Origin of the sequence: Dokdonella ginsengisoli, assembly GCF_042652785.1 — a bacterium.
In the GTDB taxonomy this organism is placed as follows: Bacteria; Pseudomonadota; Gammaproteobacteria; order Xanthomonadales; family Rhodanobacteraceae; genus Dokdonella_A; species Dokdonella_A ginsengisoli.
The window spans coordinates 73,411-100,112 of record NZ_JBHSHD010000008.1; the positions used below are offsets into that span (position 1 = coordinate 73,411).

Annotated in this window: 28 protein-coding genes and 1 tRNA gene; 12 read left to right on the forward strand and 17 right to left on the reverse strand. The window is 69.0% G+C overall.

Annotated elements, in window-relative coordinates; translation table 11 throughout:
* Window positions 1-55: 55 nt before the first annotated feature.
* From ACFO6Q_RS10785 to ACFO6Q_RS10815, 7 genes are all read right to left on the reverse strand, one after another.
* The gene (locus ACFO6Q_RS10785; RefSeq protein ID WP_380020858.1) at window positions 56-1,408 is read right to left on the reverse strand and encodes a hypothetical protein; all 1,353 of its coding nucleotides are present in this window, start codon (window positions 1,406-1,408) and stop codon (window positions 56-58) included.
* A 109-nt stretch (window positions 1,409-1,517) separates the two neighbouring features.
* Window positions 1,518-2,072, reverse strand: a complete 555-nt coding sequence (locus ACFO6Q_RS10790; protein WP_380020860.1) for a DUF3228 family protein — start codon at window positions 2,070-2,072, stop codon at window positions 1,518-1,520.
* Window positions 2,073-2,214: 142 nt separating this feature from the next.
* Window positions 2,215-3,798: a PepSY-associated TM helix domain-containing protein gene (locus ACFO6Q_RS10795; protein WP_380020861.1), complete on the reverse strand. Its 1,584-nt coding sequence runs from the start codon at window positions 3,796-3,798 to the stop codon at window positions 2,215-2,217.
* A gap of 7 nt (window positions 3,799-3,805) precedes the next feature.
* Window positions 3,806-4,105: a hypothetical protein gene (locus tag ACFO6Q_RS10800; RefSeq protein ID WP_380020863.1), complete on the reverse strand. Its 300-nt coding sequence runs from the start codon at window positions 4,103-4,105 to the stop codon at window positions 3,806-3,808.
* On the reverse strand, window positions 4,102-4,404 hold the full coding sequence (locus tag ACFO6Q_RS10805; protein ID WP_380020864.1) for a hypothetical protein: 303 nt from the start codon (window positions 4,402-4,404) through the stop codon (window positions 4,102-4,104). The genes ACFO6Q_RS10800 and ACFO6Q_RS10805 overlap by 4 nt, the downstream gene beginning before the upstream one ends.
* Entirely contained in the window at window positions 4,401-5,369 is a 969-nt protein-coding gene (locus tag ACFO6Q_RS10810; RefSeq protein WP_380021405.1) for an alpha/beta hydrolase, read from the reverse strand. The genes ACFO6Q_RS10805 and ACFO6Q_RS10810 overlap by 4 nt, the downstream gene beginning before the upstream one ends.
* Window positions 5,369-7,633, reverse strand: coding sequence for a TonB-dependent siderophore receptor (locus ACFO6Q_RS10815; RefSeq protein WP_380020866.1), 2,265 nt, complete (start codon window positions 7,631-7,633; stop codon window positions 5,369-5,371). Before ACFO6Q_RS10815 ends, ACFO6Q_RS10810 begins: the two co-directional genes overlap by 1 nt.
* Before the next feature lie 261 nt (window positions 7,634-7,894).
* On the opposite strand from ACFO6Q_RS10815, the gene metF reads away from it, so the two are divergent.
* From metF to ACFO6Q_RS10835, 4 genes are read left to right on the forward strand one after another with little or no spacing between them, the layout of a single operon-like run.
* On the forward strand, window positions 7,895-8,728 hold the full coding sequence (metF, locus tag ACFO6Q_RS10820) for a methylenetetrahydrofolate reductase [NAD(P)H] (RefSeq protein WP_380020868.1): 834 nt from the start codon (window positions 7,895-7,897) through the stop codon (window positions 8,726-8,728).
* Window positions 8,729-8,743: 15 nt separating this feature from the next.
* Window positions 8,744-8,881, forward strand: coding sequence for a hypothetical protein (locus ACFO6Q_RS10825; protein ID WP_380020870.1), 138 nt, complete (start codon window positions 8,744-8,746; stop codon window positions 8,879-8,881).
* A gap of 44 nt (window positions 8,882-8,925) precedes the next feature.
* Window positions 8,926-9,435 (forward strand): hypothetical protein, encoded by a 510-nt coding sequence (locus ACFO6Q_RS10830; protein ID WP_380020872.1) that lies wholly within the window; start codon window positions 8,926-8,928, stop codon window positions 9,433-9,435.
* Window positions 9,436-9,491: 56 nt separating this feature from the next.
* Complete coding sequence (locus tag ACFO6Q_RS10835) at window positions 9,492-10,415, forward strand: branched-chain amino acid transaminase (RefSeq protein WP_380020874.1); 924 nt, start codon at window positions 9,492-9,494, stop codon at window positions 10,413-10,415.
* Between the two features lie 45 nt (window positions 10,416-10,460).
* Here ACFO6Q_RS10835 and ACFO6Q_RS10840 read toward each other — a convergent pair whose 3' ends face one another.
* The 9 genes from ACFO6Q_RS10840 to ACFO6Q_RS10880 form a co-directional block, all read right to left on the reverse strand.
* On the reverse strand, window positions 10,461-11,762 hold the full coding sequence (locus tag ACFO6Q_RS10840) for a sensor histidine kinase (RefSeq protein ID WP_380020876.1): 1,302 nt from the start codon (window positions 11,760-11,762) through the stop codon (window positions 10,461-10,463).
* Entirely contained in the window at window positions 11,746-12,432 is a 687-nt protein-coding gene (locus tag ACFO6Q_RS10845; protein ID WP_380020878.1) for a response regulator transcription factor, read from the reverse strand. The genes ACFO6Q_RS10840 and ACFO6Q_RS10845 overlap by 17 nt, the downstream gene beginning before the upstream one ends.
* A gap of 414 nt (window positions 12,433-12,846) precedes the next feature.
* Window positions 12,847-14,781, reverse strand: coding sequence for a M56 family metallopeptidase (locus ACFO6Q_RS10850; protein ID WP_380020879.1), 1,935 nt, complete (start codon window positions 14,779-14,781; stop codon window positions 12,847-12,849).
* Window positions 14,778-15,179, reverse strand: coding sequence for a BlaI/MecI/CopY family transcriptional regulator (locus ACFO6Q_RS10855; RefSeq protein WP_380020881.1), 402 nt, complete (start codon window positions 15,177-15,179; stop codon window positions 14,778-14,780). The genes ACFO6Q_RS10850 and ACFO6Q_RS10855 overlap by 4 nt, the downstream gene beginning before the upstream one ends.
* A gap of 61 nt (window positions 15,180-15,240) precedes the next feature.
* On the reverse strand, window positions 15,241-15,732 hold the full coding sequence (locus ACFO6Q_RS10860; RefSeq protein WP_380020883.1) for a hypothetical protein: 492 nt from the start codon (window positions 15,730-15,732) through the stop codon (window positions 15,241-15,243).
* 20 nt (window positions 15,733-15,752) lie between these two features.
* Complete coding sequence (locus ACFO6Q_RS10865) at window positions 15,753-16,235, reverse strand: hypothetical protein (protein WP_380020884.1); 483 nt, start codon at window positions 16,233-16,235, stop codon at window positions 15,753-15,755.
* A gap of 78 nt (window positions 16,236-16,313) precedes the next feature.
* The gene (locus ACFO6Q_RS10870) at window positions 16,314-16,787 is read right to left on the reverse strand and encodes a hypothetical protein (protein WP_380020887.1); all 474 of its coding nucleotides are present in this window, start codon (window positions 16,785-16,787) and stop codon (window positions 16,314-16,316) included.
* Between the two features lie 103 nt (window positions 16,788-16,890).
* Window positions 16,891-17,796, reverse strand: coding sequence for a 30S ribosomal protein S6--L-glutamate ligase (gene rimK / locus ACFO6Q_RS10875; RefSeq protein ID WP_380020889.1), 906 nt, complete (start codon window positions 17,794-17,796; stop codon window positions 16,891-16,893).
* A gap of 10 nt (window positions 17,797-17,806) precedes the next feature.
* Window positions 17,807-18,292, reverse strand: a complete 486-nt coding sequence (locus ACFO6Q_RS10880) for an ATP-dependent zinc protease family protein (protein WP_380020891.1) — start codon at window positions 18,290-18,292, stop codon at window positions 17,807-17,809.
* Window positions 18,293-18,602: 310 nt separating this feature from the next.
* On the opposite strand from ACFO6Q_RS10880, the gene ACFO6Q_RS10885 reads away from it, so the two are divergent.
* On the forward strand, window positions 18,603-19,082 hold the full coding sequence (locus tag ACFO6Q_RS10885; RefSeq protein ID WP_380020892.1) for an RcnB family protein: 480 nt from the start codon (window positions 18,603-18,605) through the stop codon (window positions 19,080-19,082).
* A gap of 90 nt (window positions 19,083-19,172) precedes the next feature.
* Entirely contained in the window at window positions 19,173-19,511 is a 339-nt protein-coding gene (locus ACFO6Q_RS10890) for an EF-hand domain-containing protein (RefSeq protein WP_380020895.1), read from the forward strand.
* A gap of 62 nt (window positions 19,512-19,573) precedes the next feature.
* On the opposite strand, the gene ACFO6Q_RS10895 is transcribed toward ACFO6Q_RS10890, so the two are convergent.
* Window positions 19,574-19,647, reverse strand: a tRNA-Gly gene (locus ACFO6Q_RS10895).
* A 232-nt stretch (window positions 19,648-19,879) separates the two neighbouring features.
* Between ACFO6Q_RS10895 and ACFO6Q_RS10900 the strand changes: the two genes are divergently transcribed.
* The 6 genes from ACFO6Q_RS10900 (at window position 19,880) to ACFO6Q_RS10925 (ending at window position 26,698) form a co-directional block, all read left to right on the forward strand.
* Window positions 19,880-22,369 (forward strand): DUF6600 domain-containing protein, encoded by a 2,490-nt coding sequence (locus tag ACFO6Q_RS10900; protein WP_380020898.1) that lies wholly within the window; start codon window positions 19,880-19,882, stop codon window positions 22,367-22,369.
* Window positions 22,370-22,472: 103 nt separating this feature from the next.
* Window positions 22,473-22,673, forward strand: coding sequence for a sulfur carrier protein ThiS (thiS, locus tag ACFO6Q_RS10905; protein ID WP_380020901.1), 201 nt, complete (start codon window positions 22,473-22,475; stop codon window positions 22,671-22,673).
* Between the two features lie 115 nt (window positions 22,674-22,788).
* Complete coding sequence (locus tag ACFO6Q_RS10910; RefSeq protein ID WP_380020904.1) at window positions 22,789-23,598, forward strand: thiazole synthase; 810 nt, start codon at window positions 22,789-22,791, stop codon at window positions 23,596-23,598.
* Window positions 23,599-23,633: 35 nt separating this feature from the next.
* The gene (trmB, locus tag ACFO6Q_RS10915; RefSeq protein ID WP_380021406.1) at window positions 23,634-24,350 is read left to right on the forward strand and encodes a tRNA (guanosine(46)-N7)-methyltransferase TrmB; all 717 of its coding nucleotides are present in this window, start codon (window positions 23,634-23,636) and stop codon (window positions 24,348-24,350) included.
* Between the two features lie 46 nt (window positions 24,351-24,396).
* Entirely contained in the window at window positions 24,397-26,247 is a 1,851-nt protein-coding gene (locus tag ACFO6Q_RS10920; protein WP_380020907.1) for an SLC13 family permease, read from the forward strand.
* A gap of 91 nt (window positions 26,248-26,338) precedes the next feature.
* Window positions 26,339-26,698 (forward strand): carboxypeptidase-like regulatory domain-containing protein, encoded by a 360-nt coding sequence (locus ACFO6Q_RS10925; RefSeq protein WP_380020909.1) that lies wholly within the window; start codon window positions 26,339-26,341, stop codon window positions 26,696-26,698.
* Window positions 26,699-26,702 lie beyond the last annotated feature (4 nt).

Consider the following 26,702-nt stretch of genomic DNA (forward strand, 5'->3'; position numbering starts at 1 on the left):
CGGGCGCCTTCGGGCGCCCGTTGTGTTTGTGGCCGGCGACGTCTGCGCGCCGCGCCTATTCCACGCCGTCGGCGAAGATCAGGTCGTTGTCCAGGCGCGCCGCGGCGAAGTCGGCGTGAGGAATGTCGTCGGCAATGGAGAGGGTATATCCCGCCAGCAGCAGTCGGCCCCCATGATTGGCGACGCGGTACGACATGTCCATGCCGTCCATTCCGGTCAGCGACGCAAAGTTGAAGTAGATGAGCCCGCCCTGACCGAAGTCGACATCGCGGCCGCCTTCCGGCGCGAAACGCATGGCGAAGAAATCGCCGTCGCCATCCCCGGCGAGCACCATGCGGCCGTCGGACTGCACGACCATGTCGGAGATACCGTCGAAGGCGAGAGCGCAGAAGGGGTCGACGTAGAGACCGTCGCCGTCCAGCGAGTTGTCGAACGCTCCGTCGGGTTTCAGCCGCGCGACGGCCGGGCAGTAGCCCTGGCTGCCTCTGGCCAAGCCGCCGATCACGATGCGGCCATCGGGCAGCACCGAGGTCACATAAGCGTAGTCATTGCCGCCGGCAACCTGGTCGATGTCGATCGGCCGCAGGCCGTCGCCGTCGAAATCCGTATCCGGCGCGCCGTCCGCGCCACGCAGGCGGAAGACCTGCCAACTGGCATCGCTGTTGACCAGCGCACTCCCCACGGCGACCAGATCGCCCGCCGGCGTCTCTGCGATGTCGACCAGTTCCGTATCGTGCGTCGACGCCGGAAGCAGGATGCCGACGCCGCTTTCGGCGAAATCGCCGTCATAGTTGCCGCTCGCATCCAATCGTACGACCAGTCCGTGAAGAACGTTGTTGTAGTAGATGCTGCCCGCCAGGGCGATACGCCCGCTGCGCTGAATCACGACGGCGGCCGCCGTGCTGTCGTTCGCGTCTTCGACCACCCGGCAACCGGGGGCCAGAGCATTGTCGATCGTCGCGAAACCGGTATCCACGCTGCCATTGGCAAGGAAACGGCAGACCAGGGCCCGTTTCCCAGGGCCGATGAGATCGGCCTCTCCCACGACCACCAGCTTTCCGTCCGGCTGCAAGGCCGCGGCGCTGACGTACACGGACTCCAATCCTGCCGGCAGATACCGGGGGCGGCCGAAGCTCTCGTCGACCTGGCCGTCGGCGCGCAGGCGCGCCAGGCCGATCTCGGTCGTGTTGTTTTCCCTTTGTACGAAGCCGGTCAACAGGATGCGTCCGTCCGGAAGCACGGCGATTCCTCTGGCCGCCGACATGTCGGCACCTTCGCCAAAGGCGACCTTCTGCAGGCCGCCCTGCCCGAAAAGCGGGTCGAGAAAGCCGTCCGGTGCGGCGTGCGCGGTCGATACCGCGGCGAGGGAGAGACTGAGAACGAGGGCGGAAAGCGAGGTACGAAGCATCGGCATCACCGGGCAGCCAGGAAAGCCACCGGCACGGCCGGTGGAGGTTGCCTCGATATACGTAATCGGATCGCCGCACGGATCATCGATCCGTGCCGGCGCCGCGGCGCTAGCGCCAGTTCGCGTTCCGCTCCCAGAACGCGACGCTGCGCCGGTACGCCGCGCGATCGATCGGCACGCCGGAGCCGCCCTCGTCCACGCCGAGCGCGTTGCGCATCATCGTGATCGGCGCCATCGGGATCTCCTCCGGCTCCATCGTGTAGAGGCAGCCGACGATGCCCCAGTCGGCATCGATCGGCGTGCCTTCCTTCGCCATTTGTCCACGGTCGTACAGGATCGGCACGAGATAGCGCGCGACCGGCGGCTCGATACCTTCGAACCAGCGCACGAGCACCGGCAACTCGTCCCTCGCGCGCGCCTCGTAGGCCGAGCGCAGGCAATGGCGGTTGGCGTCGGTGATGGCGAGAACCGAACCACGCGTCGAAGTCCAGTTCGCGTGCACATGCAGCTTGCAGAACGGCGCGTAGCCGTCGAGCACCTTCAGTGGCACCTCGTCGTTGAGGCGCCGGGCGAATTCCTCCGGCGTGCAGTCCCGGATCGCGGTGAGGCGACCGTCGCGTGGGAACAGACGCGCGCGGGCGAAATCGGTGAGGACGATCGACATGGCGGGAACCTGGAAAAGCGGCCTGCAGCCGGCGAGCTTATCGCGTTCGCAGCGCAGACCGACCGGGGATGCGGCCGATTTCGTCCAGCGGCGACCCGCTCCCGCCGTTCGGCAGCGCGGCGTGCGGACGTCGCCGTGCGGATCAGGCACCCGCCGCCGTCGCGGCCGGCTGCGCCCACACGCTGTCGGCGTGACCGTGCCGCATGCGCCGGCGTGTGCGCCGCGCGATCAGCGCGAGGACCGGCACGGCGGCGAGCGCGGTGATGTCGACGGCGATGCCCGCCCCGGCATGGTTCCACGCGCCGCCCAGGCCCCAGGCGCCGGCCAGGCTGCTGGCGGGAATCAGCAGCGTCAACGCCGCGCAGGCCCACAGCAGTTCGCAGGCCGCACGCGGCGCGCCGCGCAGGAACGACCATGCTACCGAAGCGAAGAACACCGCGTAGTAGATGCCCTCGTGCCAGGCCGCGAGGTCGTCGACGCGCGCGGGCAGCCACTTCGCCGCCGCGATCGTGGCGGAGATGCCGGCGACGCAGCCGAGCGCCACGCCGACGGTCAGGTCGGCGAGCGCACGCGCGCTGCGCGTCTGCTCGACCGCGTCGCGCCCGCGCGCCTTGCGCCGTCGCGATTCCACCCACAGCAGGTTGCCGGTATAGAACAGCAACGCGCCGGCCAGCCCCATCAGCACGTACAACCAGCGCACCGGATTGCCGCCGTAGCTGCCGAAATGCAATGCGAAGAAGGCGTTCACCGTCTCGCCCCAGCCGTCCATGTGCCCGGGCAGGTCGTGCGTGTCGACCACGCCGGTGTACGGATCCAGATGCGTCTGCATCCAGGTGCGCCCACGCGCGCCGCGGCGCACGTCGAGGCCGACCAGGCTCGCTTCGAGCTGGCCGTCCCTGTTCTGCTGGAAAGCGAAGCGGAACACTTCGAAGCCCGGCAGTTGCGCCCTGGCGCGCGCGAGCAGTTCGGTCGCCGGCAGCGGCTTGTCGCCGGTCGGCGGCGGCTCGTGCTCGCCCCAGTCGATCTGGCCGCCGTACAACGCCTTGGCCTGGGTGGCGTAGAACGGTGTGTGGAAAGCAAACACCACGCTGGTCAGCGCGATGACCAGATGGAACGGCAGGCTGACGATGCCGAGCGCATTGTGCGCATCCAGCCACATGCGCTTGATGTTCTTGCCGACGCGCAGCGCGAACACGTCCCTGACCAGGGTCGGCAGCAGCACGATCAGCCCGGAAAGCAGGGCCACCGCGTAGGCCAGTGCAACGGCGCCCATGATGACGCGCGCGACGTCGTCGGGCAGCGGCAGGCCGACGAACTGGTGCATGCGGTCGACCAGTTGCGCTACCGGCGCCTTGCGCAGCTTCTCCACCTGCAGGCTGCCGTCGGAAGTGACGCTCGCGCCGTACTCGATCAGTTCGCGCGGGCGCTTGCCGCGCTCGGCCCAGATCACCCGCGCCGGCTGATCCGGTGTCGTCGTGACCAGAATCGAGTAGTGCCTGGCCGCTTGCGGATACGCCGCCACGGTTGCCTCGAGCAGTTTCTCGGCGTCTTCCAGCGGCGGTGCTTCGGCCAGTGCGGAGGGCGGCGTCGCCCAGCGTTCGAGCGGCTTTTCGAACATCGTGACCGCGCCCGCGTAGAACGCAACGAACAGCATCAGCCCGCAGACGATGCCGATCCAGATGTGCACGTCCTTGTAGACCTTGATGACGTCGCTGCCGATCTTCATCGCCGCCTCACTCCAGCCACGACTTCATCGCCCACAGCAGACCGAATGCCGCCGCGGTCGCCAGGCCCAGCCACAGCCATGCACGCAAGCTGTCGCGGAACAGGAACACGAAGCCGAGCACGGTCGCCCAGATCGGCGCGATCATCCACATGGTGAACTGCACCTTGCCTTCGCCGGCGAAGCCGCCGGGCGTGAGCAGCGCGATCACGCCGCTGAGCGCGACCGCCAGGGCGTAGCCGAGCACCGCGCCGGCGCAGGTCTTGCCGAACCAGTGGCGACTGTGCAGCCGCGGACGCACCGCGCTCATGGAGCGCCGTTCCCTGCGGCGTCACCGGCGCGCGCCCGCGCGCGCCACGCGCCGAGGAATGGCGCGATCGACCCGACGAACATCAGCAGCACGCTCCACGCGAACACCGCTTCCATCGGCGCGAGCACGCGCGTCGTCGCCGCCAGCGACACGAGCGTGCAAACCGTGCCCGGCCACCAGCGACGACGCGCCGGCCACGGCCCGGCCGCGCGCAGCTGCTGCTGCGGCGAGGCGAGATAGAACAGCAGTGCGCCGGCAACGCCGCTGACGACCGCCAGGGAGGCGAGCCAGGCCGTCAACGCTGCTCCTGCGCCGACGCTTGCGGCGCCGGCGGTTCCACCAGCGCACGCAGCAGGCGATGCAGCGACGATCCCAGCGTCTGTCCGTGCGACTGACCGGACAGCGTCTCCAGGCGCACGTCCAGCCCGCTCCGCCGCAACCGCTCGGCCATGCGCCGTGCCGCGTCCGGCGGCACGCTGCCGCGCGCGCGGCGCATCGCCTCGACCGCAGCCGGATCCCGCGTCGACGACGGTGGCGCAGACGCCGGCGCCCGTTCGCCGCCTTCGCCGACCCACAGCCACAGGCGCGGCGGCGGGCTCGGCCAGGACGCGACGGCGTCCTCTTCCTTCAGCAGCTGGCCGTCGCCCCACCACAGCGAGGGATCGGCGGCGGCGTAACCGGCGAATGTCCGCGGCCGCGCGAACAGCGCGTGCAGCGCGAACACGCCGCCATAGGAATGCCCCCACAACGTGCGCCGCCGCGGATCGAGTCGCACGATTGATTCGGCTTTCGGCACGATCACGGTCTCGAGCAGATCGAGGAAGGCGTCGGCACCGCCGTTGCGACGGCCGCCGGGCACGTCGCGTTGCGCCTCTTCGCCGCCGGGCCGCTGCGGCGTGTAGTCGTAGGCGCGCGCTTCGGCGTCGATGCGCAGGTCGTTGTCGTAGCCGACGAAGACCAGCACCGGCGGCGGCATCGCCTTGCTGAGCGTAGCCAGCAATGCGGCGTCGATCTCCATCAGGGCGGCGTTGCCGTCGAGCAGGTAGACGGCCGGGAAGCCCGCCGCCGGTGCCGGCGCGTCCGGCAGCGCCAGACGCACACGGTAGCGGCGCAGGCCGTCGCGCGAGCCCACGCGAAACTGCTCGAAACGCCATCCCGTCACGCCGGTATCGGCGACGGTGCTGCCGATCCGGCGCGTCAGGTCCGGCTGCGCTGCGAGCGGGAACGCCAGCAACAGGCCGAGCAGCGCGACGACGCGATGCATCACCAGCCGAGCCTCAGCGTGGCGATCGCCGTGCGGCCGCTGCCGTACCAGCACGAGGACGTGCCGGTGCAGGTGCTGACGAAGCGCTTGTCGGCGATGTTGCTGACATTGAGCGACAGCATCGCGTTGGCCCGGGTGAAGCGCGACAGGTCGTAGCGCAGCGCCGCATCCCACAACGTGTACGCCGGGATCTTGTCCGGGTACCTGTCCGCGCCGCCGGCGATGCTGCGACTGTTGCCGACGATGTAGCTCGAACCGTTGTAGCGCACGCCGGTGGCGATGCCCAAACCGTTCAGCGCGCCCGACTGGAAGGTGTAGTCGCCCCACAGCGAGGCGATCCAGTCCGGCACCATCTCCACGTCCTTGCCTTCGTAGACGTTGGCGCTGCGCACGTACTCCGAATCCATCTTCGAGGCTGCGCCGATCACGCTGAAGCCCTCGACCGGCGTGATGCGCGCCTCCAGCTCGATGCCGCGCACGCGGGTCTCGCCGTGGCCGATGCGGCACTGGGTGGTGCCGGCCGGGCCGCAGACGGTGCCGTGATCCGTGTCGGGCACGGCCACGCCCTTCTGGCGCAGGTCGTAGGCGGCCAGCGTGACGAGGCCGTCGAAGTTGGCCGGCTGGTATTTCACGCCGATCTCCCACTGCTTGCCGCGCACCGGGTCGAACGGCTTGCCGTCGTAGCTGTTGGTGCTGTCGTAGCCGGACGGCTGGAACGACTCGGAATAGCTCAGGTACGGCGCGAAGCCGCTGTCGAACGCGTACAGCACGCCGGCGTTGCCGCTGAAAGCCTCGTCCTTGATCCGCGTCGTCTTCGACCGCGGCTGGCACTGGCCGTTGCCCTGGCAGGCCTGGCTCCAGCTGTCGTCCTGGAACCAGTCGTAGCGGCCACCGGCGGTGAAGCGCCACTTGTCGAGCACGATCTGATCCTGCAGGTAGGCGCCGGTCTGGGTGCTCTCGGTGCCGCTGTTGCCGATCGAGTTCAACGTGCCGGTGGGACCGGTGTGGACCGGGTTGAAGATGTCGATGCTGGCGGGATTGGCGTAGGTCAGGCGCGCGTTGTCCTGCTCACCCCTGCCCCAGTCCACGCCGAACAGCAGCGTGTGCGCGAGCATACCGGTGTCGAACTTGCCGATCAGGCGGGTATCGATCGTGTCGCCGTCGGCGTCGCCGGTGCCTGCGACCTGGCGGCGCTTCTGCGTGCGACCGTCCGGGTCGAGCGGGCCGTTCGTGACGATGCCGCGATAGAGCGAATCCACGTGCATGTGGCGCGCGCTCTGGCTCAGCGTCCAGGTGTCGTTGAACGCGTGCTCGAGCAGCCAGCCGGCACTCCAGATCGTGCGGTCCCAGGTATCCCAGGCCGGCTCGCCGATGAAGGTGGTGTTCTTCATGTAGCCGTACGGAGTCGGGATCAGGGTGCCGTCCATCGGCAGGAACTGGTAGGTCGAGCCGCCGTCGTCCTTCAGGTACTGGCCGAGCAGGGTCAGGCGCGTCTTCTCGGCGATCTGCCAGGTGTAGCTGGGCGCCAGGAACCAGTGCTTCTGCTCGACGGTGTCGATCTGGGTGTCGCCATCGGCGTAACGGCCGACCAGGCGGAACAGATGGCGGTCGTCGCCGGCGCCGGCGCCGAGGTCGAACGCGGCGCTGTAGGTGCCGTAGCCGTCGAGGCCGAGCTGGAGCACCTGCTGCTGGTCCGGTGTCGGAGTCTTGCTGACCTGGTTGACCATGCCGCCCGGCGCCACCTGACCGTACATCACGGCGGACGGCCCCTTCAGCACCTCGACGCGATCCAGGTTCCAGCTGTCGAACTTGGTCTTGTTCCAGCCGCCGATCGGCGGCGCGCGCAGGCCGTCGAGCGTGACGTTGGGACTTTCGCTGCCGGCACTGAAGCCGCGGATGCGGAAATCGTCGTAGCGGTTGTCATTGCCGGTGCTTTCGAGCACCACGCCGGCGACGTAGCGCATCGCCTCGTTGAGGTTGGTGACGCCGCGCGCGTCCATCTCCTCGCGCGCGATCACCGACACCGACTTGGCCGTCTCGGCGATCGGCGTGTCGGTCTTCGTGGCGCCGGAGGTATGGGTGGTGGTGCGGTAGGCGTTGACGCGGACGGCATCGAGCTGCACCGAGTCGGCCGCGTCGGGAGCGTCGGCGGCGGGTTCCGGCTCGGCCGCGGCGACGACGCCGGACAGCAGCAGGGAGGAAATCAGGGGCGCGAAGCGGAGGCGGCGCAGCCGCGGCCGACCCTGGAAGGCATTGATGGGCATCGCAATAGCCAGGAAGCAAAGGAAAGGGACCGCGACCTGGCGTGCCCGACTTGGGCTGGCTACGTCTGACGCCGAAACCTTCTCACAAATGAGAATGAATCTCAATAACAAATCGCCAGCAAGGCGGCCGGAAGGCGATGTCTCCCGCGCGGCTCGACCGGCCCCCGCCACCGCGCGCTCCGCACGCGGCGGCATGCGGGGCATCTATCTCTGTATCCGGACAAAGAGATATAGTTCGCCCATTCCGTGCCGGGCTCGACGATGACCGCTGTTCCGATCTCCTTCGAATTCTTCCCGCCGAAAACCGACGAACAGAAGGCCACCCTCGAAGCCGCGCTGCCGAAGCTGAAGGCGCTCGATCCCGACTACGTCAGCTGCACCTTCGGTGCCGGCGGCTCCACCCTGTCCTACACGCCGGAGACCGTGCGCCATCTGCGCGAGGAGCACGGCCTCGACGCCGCGCCGCATCTTTCCTGCATGGGCGGCACGCGCGATGAGATCCGCCGCCTGCTCGACCAGTACCGCACGATGGGCTGCAAGCGCCTCGTCGCGCTGCGCGGCGACCTGCCCTCGGGCATGGCCAGCTACGGCGACTTCCGCTACGCCAGCGAGCTGGTCGAGTTCATCCGCCGCGAGCGTGACGGCTGGTTCCACATCGAGGTCGCCTGCTATCCGGAAGTGCATCCGCAGGCCGACGACGCGCTGGCGGACCTGCGCCACTTCAAGACCAAGGTCCAGGCCGGCGCGAACGGCGCGATCACGCAGTACTTCTACAATCCCGACGGCTATTTCCGCTTCGTCGACGCCGCGCGCCGGCTCGGCGTGGACGTGCCGATCGTGCCGGGCATCATGCCGATCGCGAACTTCACCCAACTGCGCCGCTTCTCGGAGATGTGCGGCGCGGAAATCCCGCGCTGGCTGGCCAAGCGCCTGCACGCCTACGGCGACGACGCCGAATCGATCCGCGAGTTCTCCGCCGACGTGGTCGCGCAGCTGTGCCGCCGCCTGCTCGAAGGCGGCGCGCCGGGCCTGCACTTCTACACGCTCAATCGCGCCAAGGCCACGCTGGCGGTGGTCGAGCGCATCGGCGCCTAGACCGCGCCCACGGCGATGCGTCGCCGGCGAAGCTGTCCTGCGCGCCGCTGCGCCACTCGGCAACCCGCCGCCGGCACGATGAGCATCGAGGATCACGCCGACGTCGTGGTGACCTGCATGGATTCGATCTGCGCCGACGGCTTCGATCCGTGACCGGCGCGGGACCGCCGCTCGCCGCGAGCTGCTAGCCTGCGCGCATGACGCGCGCAACCCTTCTCGCCGGCTGGATGCTCGTCGCGGCTCTGGCCGTGTTCCGCTGCCTGCCCGCGCAGGAATCCGGCCAGCGCGTGCATCGCTGCGTCGGCGCGCACGGCGAGATCGTCTTCTCCGGCCTGCCGTGCGCGGCGGAAGCGGCCGCGGCGGCGACGGCGGCCGTTGCAGGTGAGCCCTCCGTGAGCGCGGCCTGCCCGGCCTCGCCATCGGAACTGCGCGAGCGCATCGGCGCGGCGATCGCGCGCAAGGACGCCAACGCACTCGCCGGCCTGGTGCGCTGGCGGGGCGTCGGCGGGGCCGAGGCCGGATCGCGCCTGGCCCAGCTGCGGCAGCTCGTGCAGCGCCCGCTGCTGGCGATCGACGCGGACGGCGGCGAGGCGCAGACGTCGGACGGCTCCCTGCGCGTGCGCACCGGCAGCAACGAGCAGGGCGGCGTTCGCGAGCTTCGTTTCGGCCTGCGGCTCGAGTCCGGCTGCCACTGGCTGACCTGGTAGGTGGCCGAACCTGCGCTGGTATCATGCGCGTTTCCCCACGCCCGGCGGATCCGCACATGGCGCAGCAGTATCCCGATCACATCTGGCAGAACGGCCGCATCAAGCCCTGGGCCGAGGCGACCGTGCACGTCATGGCGCACGCGCTGCACTACGGCTCGTCGGTGTTCGAAGGCATCCGCAGCTACGAGACGCCGGACGGTCCTGCGATCTTCCGCCTGACCGACCACATCAAGCGCCTGTTCCTGTCGGCGAAGATCTACGACATCGCCATTCCGTACTCGCTCGAGGAGATCAACGCCGCGTGCCGCGAAGTCATCCGCGCGAACGGCCTGACCAAGGCGTATCTGCGCCCGGTCGCCTATCGCGGCCTGGGCGGCTTCGGACTCTCCGCCGAGACGCCGACCGACGTCGCCGTGGCGGCCTGGTTCATGGGTCCGTACCTGGGCGCCGGCGTGCTCGAGCAGGGCATCGACGCCTGCGTGTCGAGCTGGCAGCGCTTCGCGCCGAACACGATCCCGGCCGGCGCCAAGGCCGGCGGCAACTATCTTTCCGGCCAGCTCGTTGCGCGCGAGGCGCGCCGGCTCGGCTTCGGCGAGGGCATCGCGCTCGCCTCCACCGGCCTGCTCAGCGAGGGCGCCGGCGAGAACCTGTTCCTGGTCTTCGACGGCGCGCTGCACACGACACCGGTCAGCGCCGCGCTGCTCAACGGCATCACGCGCAACACGCTGATCACCCTCGCGCGCGAGAACGGCATCGAGGTCGTCGAGCGCGACCTGCCGCGCGAATACCTGTATCTGTGCGACGAGCTCTTCATGTGCGGCACCGCCGCCGAGATCACGCCGATCCGTTCGGTCGACGGCAAGCCGGTCGGCACGGGCAAGCCCGGCCCGGTCACGGCGCGCATGCAGAAGCTGTTCTTCGGCCTGTTCGACGGCTCGACCCAGGACCGCTGGGGCTGGCTGGAGCCGGTTTCCGGCTGAATCCGGGTACGAATCGCCGGGTCGCGTCGCGACCCGGCGAGGCAACTAGCTCGGATAGACCTGCGCGCCAAATTCCAGCGTCGCGGTGGCGCCGCCCTGCGGCCGCGGCGCCAGCGACACCGTCCAGCCGTACAGGTCGCACAGGCGGCGCACGATCGCCAGCCCCAGACCGCCGCCCTTGCCGACCGTGGTGCCGCGCACGCCGCGCTCGAACAGCTTCTCGGCGTCTTCGGCATTGATGCCGGGGCCGCTGTCCTCGACGGTCACGCGGCCGTGTCCGACGGTGACGATGACCTCGCCGGACGGGGTGTACTTGAACGCGTTGCCGATCAGGTTGCTGAGCGCGACCGCGACCACCGACGAGGGCGCCGCCGTGGCCAGCGGCTGTTCGATCTCGATGCGCACGTCGACCGGCTTGTTCGCCAGATGCGGGCGCTGTGCGTCCACGACCTGTTCGACGACCCGCGCGACGTCGGTGCTCTCGCCGTCGGTCGGCGCCTGGCGCTCGCGCCGCGACAGCAGCAGCAGCGCGTCGATCAGCTCGGTCGACTGGCGCACCGCCCGCTCGATGCGCTTGAGGCGCTCGCGCAGCTTGTCGGTGAGGTCGGGCGATCCCTGCAGCAGTTCCGTCGTGCTGGCGATGACCGACAGCGGCGTGCGCAGCTCGTGGCTGACGTCGGCGTTGAACTCGCGGTCGCGCTGGACGATCTCGGTCAGCCGCGTGGAGTAGTCGTCGAGCACCGAGGCGAGCTCGCCGACTTCGTCGTCGGCGAAATGCTTCTTCAGCAGTTCCGGCTTGCCGCTGCGGCTCATCGCGCGCACGCGCCGCGCGAGGTCGATGACCGGGCTCATGACGCGCGCCGACAGCCAGAAGCCGATCACCAGCGAGAAGATCGCGAACAGCAGCACGGCCACGCACAGCGCGGTCAGCAGCTGGCGTTCGTTGAGCTTCTGCGTGCTCAGGTCGAAGCGCAGGTAGGCCCAGTAGTCGGCGTCCTTGTAGACGGCCAGGCGGTACGGGCGATTCTTGCCCTCGCGGCCGATCTCCTCGGTGTCGTAGACGCCCGAATCGAACTTCTGCCAGGCCAGCGGCACCGTCGCGGTGCGGCCGGCGCGCACGATTTGCGCGTCGTACACGCTCATCGTCCACGGCGCGTTCGGGTCGGGATTGTCGCGCTTGAAGTCGACGAAATTCTTCAGCTCGCGCTGCAGCGTGTTGTTGATCAGCTGGTCTTCCAGCCGCGCGCGCAGATAGATCGTGGCGACCGCGAACAGTGCGGTCAGCCCGAGCCCGAACAACGCGAACGAGATGACGATGCGGCTGCGAAGCCTACGCCGGTAGCGCATCCGGATCGACCATGCGGTAGCCGATGCCGTGGCGCGTCTGGATCAGCGGCTTGTCGAACGGCTTGTCGATCGCCGCCCGCAGGCCGTGAATGTGCACGCGCAGGGAATCGCTGTCGGGCAATTCCTCTCCCCAGACGCGCGTTTCCAGCTCCTGCCTCGTCACCACCGACGGCGCCGCCTCCATCAGCGACTGCAGCAGCTTGAGTCCGATGGGATTGAGCTGGATCGGCTTGCCGGCGCGGTTGATCGTCAACGTGTCGAGGTTGTAGGTGAGGTCGGCCAGTTGCAGCAGGCGGCTCTTGTTGCCCTTGCCGCGGCGGCCGAGCACCTCAAGGCGCGCGGCGAGCTCCTGCAGCGCGAACGGCTTGACCATGTAGTCGTCGGCGCCGGAGTCGAAACCGGTCAGCTTGTTGTCCAGCGTGTCGCGCGCGGTGAGCATCATGACCGGCGTCTGCCGCTTGGCTTCCTGGCGAAGCTTGCGGCAGACCTCCAGGCCGTCCATGCCGGGCAAGCCGAGGTCGAGCACGATGACGTCGAAGTCGTTGACCACGGCCAGGTGCAGGCCGGTCACGCCGTCGCCGGCGAAGTCGACCACGTGGCCCTTGTCGGCGAGGAAATCGCCGATGTTCGCGGCGATGTCGCTGTTGTCTTCGATAACGAGAATACGCATGGTGTGCTTACTCTAACGCGGAACCATCCGAATGCGGAGCGTGGTGCACCGGGGAAAGTTCCGCCGGAATGCGGACGATTCCCCGAGGATCAACCGCCAGCGTCGCCGACGAAGTGCGTAGGTCAATGGGAAGGGCGGCCGTGGAAGGCCGTTTCCGGATTCCGGAAGATGGCGACTTCCGCTCCGAGCCTGCGCTTGGAGGCCAGCGATCCAGGACGGATCAATGGACAAAAGAAAATGGCCCAAGGAGGCGCCATTGGGGGAACGCGCCTCGCTTGGGCCAAAAAGCTACTGCCCCGATTACCGTAATTCGCCAGTCACCTGACCTGACTTAGGAGTGTCGAGCAAACTACAGTGAAAGGGACTATAGGGATCGGGTAATTAAGCTGTCGTTAAACGGCTCTGAGCCTTCCGTTAACCGCCGAACGAACTCACGTACGGCTGCACGGCGAGCTGGTTCCGGCTCTGCATGACCTCGACGTTGAGCTTGTTGGAGGCGCGGCAGACCCGCGAGCCCACCTGCTTCACGCACGCCTCGGCCGTCTTCGTATCCTCCTGCGGCGCGAGCGCGTCGGCGCTCTCGCCGGGGCGACGGCACAGGCGCGTACCGGTGCGCCGCTCGCAGCCGGAATCCGCGACCTCCTCCTCGCCGAGCGGAGAGGCGAACACGAAGGTCTGCGCATAGCGCCTCTTTCCCGTGGCGACGAACGATCCGCGGGCGAACTTCCACTGCTTGAGGGCGCGCTCGGCGGCGCGGGCGAACTCGATCGGCTGCTCGGACACCACGCGGACGTCGCGCACGCTGCCGTCGGAAGCGATGCCGAATTCGAGTTTGACGCGCTCGGTATGGCGCGCGGAGAGCGAATACGGATATTCCGGCGAGACCGTGTGCGTGGCCACCGGAACGCTCGGCGCGGTTGCGGCCGCCGGAGCCGGCGAATCGGTCTGCGCCGGCACGTCGGCCACGGACGGCGGCGCGGCGGCCGGGGGCTGCGAAGGAGCGGACGCCTGCGCGAGGGCCACGTCGTTCGCCGCCGGAACGGCCTGGGCCTCGGACGGGTCCGGTGCGGACGAAACCTCGGCCGGAACCGGGGTCGACTCGCGAAGCTGCGGTACGGCGGCCGGCGGCGGCGCCGTGGCGGCGATGGCCTGCGGCGCTGCTTCGACGGCCCGCGGCTCGGGCTGCTGCGGCTCGACGGCGGCGGGCTTGGCTTCCTCGGCCTGTGCCGAGGCGATCACTTCCAGCCGGATCGGCGCCGCGGCGAACTTTCCGGCGGGACCCAGATGCGCCAGCGACGGCTGTTCCCAGCGCAGCTCCGGCCCGTTGACCTGCAGCGGCTCGCGATGCTCCACGCGCATGGCGACGAGCAGCGAGATCGCGGTGCCGGCAACGGCCAGCAACCACGGCCAGCGGGCGGACCGGCGCATCACGTTGCGCTGGCTGCCGAGGATCCGGCGCACCCGCTCGAGCAGGACACCACCGGTCGCGGCCAGCGCCATCTGCGGCGCCGGCTGGCGCAGTTCCTCGAGGGCGGCCAGGGTGCGCGCGTATTCGCGCGGATCGCCGGAGGTCTTGTGCAAAACCAGCGTGTCGCAGCAGATCTCGCGCTCGTTGCGGATCTCGCGCGAGATCCAGTGCACGACGGGGTGGTAGAAGAGCAGCGTCTCGACCAGCGCCTGCGCGAGATTGACCAGATGGTCGTAGCGGCGCAGGTGACCCAATTCGTGAGCGAGAATCAGTTCCACTTGCTGGCGTGGAAAACCCAGCACGACGGCCGTCGGCAGCAGGATGACCGGCTTGAACCAGCCGATCAGGATCGGCGTGTCGATGCGGTCCGACACCAGCACCTTGATGCGGCGCATGAATTCGAAGCGCCCGGCCAGGGCCAGCAGAGCGGCCTCCAGTTCGGCGTCGGGCTGCGCCCACTTGCGCGCGATCTGCATCAGCGAGCGCCACTGGTGCCAGGAGCGGTACGCCATCAGCAGCACGCCGGCGATCCACAGGCAGACGATCCACTGCAGCGCCGTGTCCATCATCGACAGCGCCTCCGCAGGTGCCGATTGCGCGATCGCGCTCACCGTGGACACGGCCATCACCGCCGGCGATATCGCCTCGACCGGCAGGTCGGCACGCAGGATCGTGAACAGCGTGACCAGCGGGAACACCAGCATCAGGACCAGGGCCGCCAGTCCGTTGGCGTAGCGCGCGTTGCAGTGACCGGCGGGGATCAGCGCCCGCAGCACGGCGAAGACGATTCCGACCAGCGCGCCCTGCCAGATGAAATGCAGCAGGGTCCATCCCAGCGCCTGCACCCACGGCAGTTGCGCGATCAGCGACGGTGTCATCATTTGCCTCCATCCAACCGGTCGAGCAAGGCGCGGATCTCGTCGAGTTCCTCGCGAGTCGCCTTCGGCCTGCCGCCGAGCGCCTGCAGCACGAGCTGCGACGGCGAGCCGTCGAACACGCGCTGCACGATATCGGTCAGGAAGCGCTTCTGCGTGCGCTCCTTGTTCACGGCCGGGCGGTAGACGTGCGCGCGCTGCGAGTCGTCGCGCTCGACCAGGCCCTTGGCGTGCATGATCTGCAACAGCTTCAAGGCGGTGGTGTAGCCGCCGCCGTCGTCGCGGTACAGCTCCTGGTACACGTCGCGCACCGTGCCCTCGCCGTTCTCCCACAGCACGTTCAGGATCGCCAACTCGGCTTCGGTCGGCTTGGGGATTTCACTCGGCTTGCGAGACAGACTCATCGAACGGGCTCCCGTGGCGGCGGCGGCGGAGGTATTGACGGCGGATGGTAACTCAGGGTCGCTATTTGCGCTGCAGATCCGGCACCGGCTGCTGCCTCGTCAGCCGGTCCATTCCGTCCATGCTCTGCTGGCGGGTGCGTTCGCGCTGGCTGGCGGTCATACAGTTCTTGTATTTGAAGTTCGAGCCCGAGCGACGCTCGTAGGTGCACACCAGCCGGTCGCCGTCGTTGCGGGTCAGGACCGCGTTGATGCGCTCCTGCGCGTTGGCCAGATCGACCTGCTCGCCGTCGCTGAGCGCGCTGGCCGAGCCCTTGCGCGCCAGCAGTTCGGCGATCCGGTTCAGATCGGCTTCCACCGCGTTGCGGTCGGACACGCCGATGTTGCCGTACTGCCCGTTCGGCCTCATGCCGTCGCGCACCTTCGTCGCCTGTTCGGCGAACTGGGCGGGCGTGTCGGCCTTGAACGCCCACTGCGCGCCCTTGGCCGCGGCGGTACCCGCGACTCCGCAAGCGGCCAGTGCCAGCAACAGCCCCAGGGATTTCAGGACTTTCATCGCCACGCCCTCCGAAACGGTTAGTTGCCTTTCATCTGGCTGCCGCCGCCCTTCAGCAGCTCGTTCTGGAAGCCTTCCTGGCTCTTGCGGCGCACGGCGTCGCGCTGGCTGGCGGTCATGCAGCTCTTGTACTTGAAGTTCGAGCCCGAACGGCGCTCGTAGGTGCACACCAGCCGGTCGCCGTCGTTGCGCGTCAGGACCGCATTGACGCGCTCCTGCGCGTTCGCCAGTTCCACCTGCTCGCCGTCGCTGAGCGCGCTGGCCGAGCCCTTGCGTCCGAGCAGTTCGGCGATCTTGCCCAGGTCGGCTTCCACCGCGTTGCGGTCGGACGCGCCGATTTCGCCGTACTGGCCGTCCGGCTTCATTTCCTCGCGCACCTTCGTCGCCTGCTCGTCGAACTGCGCCGGCGTATCGGCCTTGAACTTCCACTGCGGGCCCTTGGCAGCCGCGGTTCCGGCGACGCCACAAGCCGCCAGTGCCAGAACCAGACCCAGAGATTTCATCGACATACCATCCTCACTTCGAACGCTTGAAAGAACGTCACCGGAGCACGCGCCGGAATGGCCCGGCTCCCCCTCTTGCTAATCCCCATGAACCGATTGGCTGCGCTTCCTGGTCTCGTCGAAGAAGCGGTCCTTGTCGCGCCGCTGGCTCTCGATCTCGCCGTAGGTCCGGCAGGTCTTGACCGGAACCAGCGAGCCGATCGGTGCCCGCTTCTCGCAGACCAGGCGCTGGCTGTCGCTGCCGGTCAGGATGCCGTTGAGCTTTTCCTGCAGGTTGAACAGCTGCAGGCGATCGCGCTCCGGCATGGCCGCCGCCGAACCGCTCTTCTCGAGCATGCCCTGCATGTCACGGAACAGGCTTTCGACCTGCCCCCGCCGCTCCGGCGAAATGAACTCGTAGCGCCCTCCGGGCGCCATTTGCCCGTCGACCGAGGCCTTCGTCTGCGCGAGCTTCTGCGGCGTGTCGGCGTTGACGACGGTCTCCGGCGCGGTGGCGCCGGCGAACCGGGCAGTCACCGTCAGCAGGAGCAGACCGAGCAGGCAGATCCTCATGGAATCCCATCGTACGACCAGTCTCGTATACATGCTAGGCCCGCCGCCCCGAAGCTGTCAACGACAAATTTCGTAGACTTTTCTTTCGCGGGCTTTTCCGGCGTTACTTCCGGCCCTTCGGCGGCGGCTTGCGCTGCTGTACGGCCCGCTCGAGGCTGCGTACGATCTTCGCCGCAACGTCGATTCCGGAGGCACCCTCGATGCCCTCCAGGCCGGGCGAGGAATTGACCTCGACGACCAATGGGCCACGCGAGGATCTGAGCAGGTCGACGCCGGCCACTCCCAGTCCCAGAAGTCGTGCCGCCCGTATCGCGGTCTGCTCCTCGATCGGGTTCAGCTCGACCGGGCTGGCCTTCGCGCCGCGATGCAGGTTCGCGCGGAACTCGCCGTCGGGCGCCTGCCTCTGCATCGCCGCGACGACCTTGCCGCCGACCACGAAGCAGCGCAGGTCGGCGCCCTTCGCCTCGCGGATGAACTCCTGCACGAGGAAGTTCGCGTACAGGCTGCGGAACGCCTCGATCATGCCCTGCGCCGCGGAGCGCTTTTCGGCCAGCAGCACACCCTGCCCCTGCGCGCCCTCGTTGAGCTTGATCACGTGCGGCGGGTCGCCGAGCATCGCGAGCAGGTCGACGGTGTCGTCGGGGTTGTCGCCGAACACCGTCGTCGGCAGGTCGATGCCTTCGCGGGCCAGCAGCTGCAGCGTACGCAGCTTGTCGCGTGCGCGCAGGATCGCATCCGAGCTGTTGGGCGTGTGCACGCCCATCATCTCGAACTGGCGCACGACGGCCGTACCGTAGAACGTGATCGAGGCGCCGATGCGCGGAATGACCGCGTCCACGCCACGCAGCACGCGCCCCTTGTAGTGCATCTCGAACTTGCCGGCGGAAATGCGCATGTAGCAGCGCAGCGGATCGAGCACGCGCGCGCTGTGGCCACGCGCGCGGGCAGCCTCGACCAGACGCACCGTCGAATACAGGCGCGCGTTGCGCGACAGGATGGCGATCTTCATTTCGTGCTCTTCAGGTAGGAATGCGCCCGATCCGCGACGGCCGGGGACAGGAATAGGAAAGCGCCGCATCGACGCCGAAGCGGCCGCAGAGCGCACTGCGGCCGAGCAACAGCGGAAACAGCATCGCGCGGCGGTCTGTCAGATTTATTTCCGTCACGAAGCGCGTGCCGGCAAGTTCGACCTCGGTCTGGATGAACCAGCGCTCGGCCCGGTGCCCGCCGGAGTCGGTGACCGTACGGCGGTCGACGACCGCCGCCTCGCAGGAAAACAGCCGCTTGCCGCGGCGGCGCGGACGCACGTCGAAGCGCACGAGCAGCACGCCGTCCCGGCGGAAGGTGTGCAGCGCTTCCACGTGCAGCGCCGACGAGCGTGCGCCGGTGTCGAGCTTGGCCTTGATCGACGGGATGCCGAGCGCCGGCAGAGACAGCCATTCGCGCCAGCCGAGGCTGAGCGGCGGCGACGTCGCGGACGGATCGGGAGATTCGAATGCTTGCATCGGCAGGACGAGAATCGAAGGAGCACTCGAAGCAGGCCACCATGCATCCGATGCGCGGTGGAGATCCCGATGTCCGACCGCACCGTCGCCGGCAGGGCGGCGACCATAGCAAAGCCCGGCGAGTGCAGTCGAGCGCGGAGCCCCACCCGAAATGGCCGATCAGCTGTCTGCCCGGTGAATCGCCGGTTCCGGGCGATTGTGCAGTGCAGAACTCGGCTGGCTCGCCACGATCTACCCAGCCACGGACTCGTCGCCTGTCCAGTCCGCCGGCAATCCGGCCGAATCCGGTGCTCCTTAAGGAGGGAACGCCATGAACGCCTCGAATGGACGATTCCCTCGTCTGCTCGCCACCGCCCTGCTGTGCCTGCCAGCCACCATCGTCGTCGCACCGACCCTGGCTTCGGCCGCGGAAGGGCCACGCCAGGGCATGCCGCGAATGGAAGCGCAGCGCGAACCGCGCGGCTATACGCGCTTCGAACGCCCGCGCGGCGCCGACCAGCGTCCACCCGCCCTCGATCGCGCCTACTTCGGTCACAACTTCCAGGCCCGGCAGACCTTCCGCATCGGGCCCTACCACGCGCCGCCGGGGTACGCGTACCGCCGCTGGGCCTACGGCGAGATCCTGCCGGCACCGTTCTGGGTGCAGGACTACTGGATTTCGGACTTCTGGCTGTTCGGCCTGGACGTGCCGCCGGTCGGCTACGAATGGGTCCGCTACGGACCGGACGCCCTGCTCGTCAGCACCAGCGACGGCGAGATCGGACAGGTCGTCTACGGCACGTTCCTCTGATCCACGCCCGGGCCCGCTCCCCATTCGACGGCAGCGGCCACCCGGGCTTTTCCCATCGACGCATGGATTCGTCTCCCACGGAGAATAGCCGTGAGCTGCACTCTCCACCGCACCCGTTCGACCTTCCTCGTCGCAGCCGCCGTGTCCGTCGCCTTCGCGCTGGGCTCTTGCGGTGCCTTCGCCGCACCGCCTCCACCGGCGCCGGCTTCCGCGGCCGGCGCGACCGACCTGCCAGCCTACGATGCGCTCGACGCCGACAAGGACGGCATCGTGACGCTGCCGGAAGTGGTCGTGTACAGCCCTTCGCTGGCCGCCCGGATCGCCCATTGCGACAGCAACGGCGACAAGCGCCTGAGCAAGAAAGAGTATGCGGCCTGCCACCCGAAGCCGGCGGCGGAACCGAAAGCGGCCACACCGGCAAGGCGCTGATTCGATCCGGCGCAGGCGCAGCGCCCTGCTGCGCCGCCTCCGGCCGCGACGGGGACGGCGGCTGGAGCGGGTGATGGGAATCGAACCCACGTTCGCAGCTTGGGAAGCTGCTGTCTTACCATTAGACGACACCCGCAGGCGGCGGAAGCGTAGCCGCAGCCGCCGGTCGCCACAAGCGGACGTGGGGGAGCCTCTGAACCCGCGCTAAGCGGCATTGCAAGGACGTGCAAAGAGATGAGAACGGCAAGTCGGCATTCAGCCGGTTTCCGCTGATATTGTCCCCAGCCTGTCAGCGCGGGCGGCCGATACGTATGGGGAAGGCGAATCCCACCGCGACCGCGTCTGGCGTAGGCACCAGGAGAGCGTTCATGTCCACCATGCGTCATTCCATTCCCAAGGCCTGCTTCGCCGTGCTGACGATGGCGTTCGGCCTGTTCGCCGGTGCCGCGCTGGCCGAGGTCGATCCGCCCGATCGCGTCGCGCGCGTGAGCTTCCTGCGCGGCAACGTCAGCTTCCAGCCGGCCGGCGACGACCAGTGGGCCGAGATGTCGCTGAACCGCCCGATCGTCACCGGCGACAAGGTCTACGCCGATCGCGACTCGCGCGCCGAGCTGGAAATCGGCGCGGCCACCCTGCGGGTGGACGAGGGCAGCACGCTCAACCTGCTCAACCTCGACGACAACATCGCGCAGATCGAACTCACCGAGGGCACGCTGAACCTGCACGTGCGCCGCGTGTTCGACGGCCAGTCCTACGAGATCGACACGCCGACCCTGGCGTTCGTCGTGAACCGCCCGGGCGACTACCGCATCGACATCGCGCCGCAGGGCGACTCGACGATGGTGACCGTGTTCGAGGGCGCCGGCGACGTCTACGGCGAGGACAATGCGAGCTACAGCGTGCGCGCGGGCAATTCGTACAAGTTCCACGATTCCGCGCTGCGCGACTACGAGACCTTCGACCTGCCGCGACGCGACGACTTCGACCAATGGTGCTCCTCGCGCAACGAACGCTACGAACGCGCCACGTCGCGCCAGTACGTCTCCGAGGATGTGATCGGCTACGCCGACCTCGACGACTACGGCAGCTGGAGCGACGAACGCGACTACGGCTCGGTCTGGTATCCGACCAGGGTCGAGGCCGACTGGACGCCGTACCGCAGCGGACACTGGTCGTGGATCGATCCGTGGGGTTGGAGCTGGGTCGACAGTTCGCCCTGGGGCTTCGCGCCGTTCCACTACGGCCGCTGGGCCTACATCGGCAACCGCTGGGGCTGGTGCCCGGGCGCTCGCCGCCTGCGGCCGGTCTACGCGCCGGCGCTGGTCGGCTTCGTCGGCGGCGGCGGCTGGGGCGTCTCGATCGGCGTCAACAGCGGCCCGGTCGGCTGGTTCCCGCTCGGCCCGCGTGACGTCTACGTGCCGTGGTACCGCGCCTCGCGCAACTACTTCACCAACGTCAACGTCCGCAACACGACGATCATCAACAACACCTACATCACCAACGTCTACAACGACTATTCGCGCGGCCGCCCGATCCGCGGCGACTACGCGTACCGCACGAACGTGAACGCGGTGACTGCGGTCTCGCGCGACACCTTCATCGGCGCCCGTCCGGTGTCCGGCGCGCGCGTGCAGGTCAACGAGACGAACCTGCGCAATGCCCAGGTGGTCAGCCGCATCGGCATCACTCCGGAACGCGCCAGCTTCGCCGCGACCGCCGGCCGCGGCCGCGCGGCGCCGGCCGCCGCGCTCGACCGTCGCGTGATCGCCCGCACCGCGCCGCCGGCGCAGGCTGCACCGATCGCCTCGCGGATCCAGGCGATCCAGCGCAACGGCGCGCAGCCGCTCGCCCGCAACCAGCTGCGCGAACTCGCGCCGCAGCGTCCGGCGGCCCAGGCGGGTGCCAACCGCAGCGCGCCGAACTCGCGCGTGCAGGTGGTCGGTCAGAACGTGCGCGGCACGCCGCAGCCGCTGCCGGCGCGCGGCGCTGCGACGCCGACGCGCCCGGCAGCGGGCGGCAATGATCGCGCCACGCCGAACCTGCCGGGTGCACGCGGCGGCGCGACGGCGCCGAACCGTGCCACGATCCCGGCTCCGGCCGACGCGCAGCGCGCCCAGCCGGGCAATCGCGCCCAGCCCAATGCGCCGTCCGATCGCGCCGGCGCCCTGCCCTCGTCCCGCTTCGCGCCGCGCAGCGGAACACCGGGCGACAACCGCGCGCCGGTGACGCGCGGCAACGCGATGCCGCCGTCGCGCGGCACGGTCGACGCGCCCAACCGCGCCGCGACCCCGGCCAGCCCGCGCTCGACGACCGAGCCGGCCGTGCGCGGCAACCAGGGCAGCGCGCTGCCGTCCAACCGCTACGCGCCGCGCACGCAGCCGTCGGACACGCGCGCCACGCCGCGCCCGCAGCAGCAGCCGTCCGCGCCGCGCTCGACGCCGTCGTTCGACCGCGGCTCCACGCCGGCCCCGCGCAGCACGCCGGCGCCGCAACCCCGTAGCACGCCGCAGTACCAGCCGCGCAACACGCCGGCTCCGCAGCGCAGCGCGCCGCCGCCGCAGTACCAACCGCGCAGCAATCCGGCGCCGCAGCCGCGCAGCACACCGCAGTATCAGCCGCGCAACGCACCGACGCCGCAACGCAGCGCACCACAGCCGCAGTACCAGCCGCGCAGTGCGCCGGCTCCGCAGCAACGCAGCGCGCCCCAGCCGCAGTATCAGCCACGCAGCGCACCGGCTCCGCAGCAGCGCAGCGCACCCCAGCCGCGCAGTGCACCGGCGCCGCAACAGCAGCAGCGCGCGCAGCCGCCACAGAACCGCGGCCGCGGCGGCGACGACAACGACCGGGACCGCCGCTGATTCCTTCCCGGATCGGCAAATCCGACGCCGCGCTCCGCGCGGCGTCTTTTTTTTCCGGAGCGGAAAGGTTCGAGCCGCGTGCGCACTCCGATACAATGACGCGATGAAGATCGCATTGAACGGCGAAGAGCGCGACGTCGCGCCCGCCACTTCGGTCACGCAACTCCTGCATGCGGCCGGGTACGCGGAAAAGCGCGTCGCGGTCGAGATCAACCGCGAGATCGTGCCGCGCAGCCGTCACGCCGAATGGCTTCTGCATCCGGGCGATCGCGTCGAGATCGTGCACGCGATCGGAGGCGGCTGATGTTCTCGCGCCACTGCGCCGACGCGCGGAATGCGACGTGTCTCGCCTGCCCAACCCCTGCCGCGACGATGCGTTCCCCGCGTCGCGCCCCATCGACGAACCACGCCACCTTTCGATGAACGCTCTCGCCGACACCGTTGACGCCGCCGCCGATCCCCTGGTCATCGCCGGCAAGACCTATCGCTCGCGCCTGCTCACCGGCACCGGCAAGTTCAAGGATGCCGACGAGACGGCGCGCGCCACCGCTGCGGCCGGCGCCGAGATCGTCACGGTGGCGATCCGCCGCACGAACCTCGGCCAGAACCCGGGCGAGCCGAACCTGCTCGACGTGCTGCCGCCGTCGCGCTACACGATCCTGCCGAACACGGCCGGCTGCTACACGGCCGACGAGGCGGTGCGCACCTGCCGCCTCGCGCGCGAGCTGCTCGACGGACACAAGCTGGTCAAGCTCGAGGTGCTCGGCGACCAGCGCACGCTGTTCCCCGACGTGGTGCAGACGCTGGCCGCCGCGCAGACCCTGGTCGCCGACGGTTTCGACGTCATGGTCTACACCTCGGACGATCCGATCCTGGCCAGGCGGCTGGAGGAGATCGGCTGCGTCGCGGTGATGCCGCTGGCCGCGCCGATCGGCTCCGGCCTGGGCATCCAGAACCGCTACAACCTGCTGGAGATCGTCGAGAACGCGAAGGTGCCGGTGCTGGTCGACGCCGGCGTCGGCACGGCGTCGGATGCGTCGATCGCGATGGAGCTGGGCTGCGACGGCGTGCTGATGAACACCGCGATCGCCGGCGCCAGGGATCCGGTGCGCATGGCGCTGGCGATGAAGCTCGCCGTCGAGGCCGGCCGCCACGCCTTCCTCGCCGGACGCATTCCGCGCAAGCGCTACGCCAGCGCGTCGAGCCCGGTCGACGGGCTCGTCGGATAAGCGGCGTGTCCCCTCCCGGCATGACCGCTTCCGGCATGAACGACGATACCGACGCGCCGGCCGCATTCTCCGGCACGGAACGCCGCATCCGCAGCTTCGTGCTGCGCCAGGGCCGCTTCACGCCGGCGCAGCAGCGCGCGTTCGACCGTCACTGGTCGCGCTACGGCCTGGAACCCGGCACGGCCGGCGTACCGCGCGACTTCGCGGCCGTCTTCGCGCGCCGCGCGCCGCTGGTGCTGGAGATCGGCTTCGGCAACGGCGAGCAGTTGCTGCACTCGGCGCAGCACGAACCGGCGCGCGACTTCATCGGCGTCGAGGTGCATCGTCCCGGCGTCGGCCGCCTGATGAACGGTCTTGCCGCGGCGAATGTGGAGAACGTGCGCCTCTACAACCACGACGCGGTCGAGGTGCTGCGCGAGGAGATCGGTCCCGGTGCGCTGAGCGAGGTGCGCATCTATTTTCCGGACCCGTGGCACAAGAAACGCCACCAGAAGCGCCGGCTGGTGCAGGCGGAGTTTCTCGAGCTGCTCGCCGTCAAGGTCGAGCACGGCGGCCGCTTGCATCTGGCGACCGACTGGGCCGACTATGCCGAGCAGATGCGGGAGGCGCTCGCCGCGGCGCCGGCATGGCGCGCCGATGCACGTCACCAGGCATCGACCACACGCCCGCCGTGGCGCATCGAGACGCATTTCGAACGTCGCGGCCTGCGCCTCGGGCACGGCGTGTGGGATTTCGTGTATGAACGTACCTGAACGGTCCTGATCACGGTCGGGCCCCACCAGAATAACCAAGCCCCGAATGGACGCCGGCCTGACCCTGACCACCAACATGTCGCTCGTGTTCGCGCTGCTCGCGTTCACGGTGCTGATGCTGGTGCTCGAATGGATCCGCGCCGACCTCGTCGCCCTGCTGGTCATCGTCGTCATCGGCATCACGCGGCTGCTGCCGGTCGAACAGCTGTTCGACGGCTTCGCCGGCAACGCGGTGATCTCGCTGATCGCGGTCATGATCATGGGCGCGGGCCTGGACCGCACCGGCGTGCTGAGCAAGGCCGCCTCGTTCATCCTGCGCCTGGCCGGCGGCATCGAATCGCGCGTCTCGCTGCTGATCAACGCGATGGTCGGCAGCCTCTCCGCCGTGATCCAGAGCCAGGCCCTGTCGGCGCTGTTCCTGCCCGTGGTCAGCCGCGTCAGCGCGCGCACCGGCCTGCCGCTGAAGCGGCTGCTGCTGCCGATGGCGTGCATGATCCTGTGCGGCACGAACATCACGATGATCTCGAATTCGCCGCTGATCCTGCTCAACGACCTGATCGCCAGCGCGAACCGCAACCTGCCGCCCGGCGCGCAGACCATCCAGACCTTCAGCCTGTTCGCGATCGCACCGATCGGCATTCCGCTGCTGCTGGCGGGCCTGGCCTACTTCGCGCTGTTCACGCGCAGGCTGCTGCCCAGCGATGAAGAACGCCAGAAGGTGACGCCAGGGCGGACGGAGACCTACTTCGCCGAGACCTACGGCATCGACGGCGACGTGGTCGAGCTGGTCGTGACCACCGACAGTCCGCTGGTCGGCATGAGCGTGGGCGAGGTCGAGCAGCTGCGCGGCGCGCCGCTGATCCTCGCCCTGAAGACCGGCAACGAGGCGCGCCTGGCGCCGCCCGGCGACCAGATGATCTGGGTCGGCAGCGTGCTCGGCGTGCTCGGCAAGCGCGAGGCGGTGGCCGAGTTCGCCAACAACCAGCTCTGCCAGGTGCAGACGCGCCTGCGCAACTTTGCCGACCTGTTCAATCCGAGCCGCGCCGGCATCGCCGAGGCGGTGATTCCGCCGAGTTCGCGCTGGATCAAGAAGGCGGTCGGCGAACTGCGCCTGCGCAAGACGCACGGCATCTCCGTACTCGCGGTCAACCGCGGCGAGCAGGTGTTCCGCGAGGACGTGCGCAAGGTCGCGCTGCGCGCCGGCGACACCCTCGTGCTGCACGGCTTCTGGCGCGACCTGGCGCAGACCGCCGAATCGCACGACTTCGTCGTCGTCACCGACTACCCGAAGGAAGAACAGCGCCCGAGCAAGATCTGGCACGCGACGGCGTTCTTCGCGCTGGCGATGGGGCTGGGCCTGTTCACCGACCTGAAGCTGTCGATCGCCATGCTGGTCGGCGCGGTCGGCATGCTGCTGTCGGGCGTGCTGAACATGGACGAGGCCTACGGCGCGATCAACTGGAAGACGATCTTCACCCTGGCCTGCCTGATCCCGCTCGGCTGGGCGATGGACTCGACCGGCGCGGCGGCCTGGCTCGCGCAGGAAGTGCTGGTCTACCTCGGCACGCTGCCGCAGTGGGGCCTACAGGCGGTGGTCGCGATCCTCGCCCTGCTGTTCTCGCAGGTGGTCTCCAACGTCGGCGCGGCGGTCATCACGGTGCCGATGGCGATCAACATCGCGCTGGCCTCGGGCGGCAATCCGTCGGTGTACGCGCTGATCGTGGCGATCTCGACCTCCAACACCTTCATCATGCCGAGCGCGAACCCGGTGATCATGATCGTCGCCGGCCCCGGCGGCTATCGCCGCCGAGACTTCCTGCGCGTGGGCATCCCGCTGACCGTGCTGATGCTGGTGGTGCTGCTGCTGTCGGTGAACCTGGTCTTCGGAGGCCTCTGAGGCCGCCCGAACGGGGCCGTGTCGCGGCGCCGGGCAACGGAGTACGCTGTGCGTGGAATGGCCCGCAGGGACGCCTGACGGAGATCTTCCCATGACCCGCTTCGCTTCCTTTCCGCTTCTCGCCCTGGTCCTGTGCAGCACGCCCGCGTTCGCCGCGAACTGCCAGGTGAGCGGTACGGTCTACGACTTCCAGGGCCGTCCGCTGCGCGACGCCGTGGTCCGGCTCGTCGACCTCGACACGCGCCAGGCGCGCTTCGTGATGGCCGACGCCCAGGCCGCGTTCACGATCCACGCCGACGCCGCGCCGGACTACCGCCTCGACGTGCTCAGCGAGCCGACGCGCGTGACCGGTTCGAACATCCCGACGCGCTCGATCCTCGGCATGACCTCGCCGTTCGCCTGCCAGACCGGCCAGGCGGCGCGCCAGGACGTGCGCGTGCAGATCGAGTGACGGC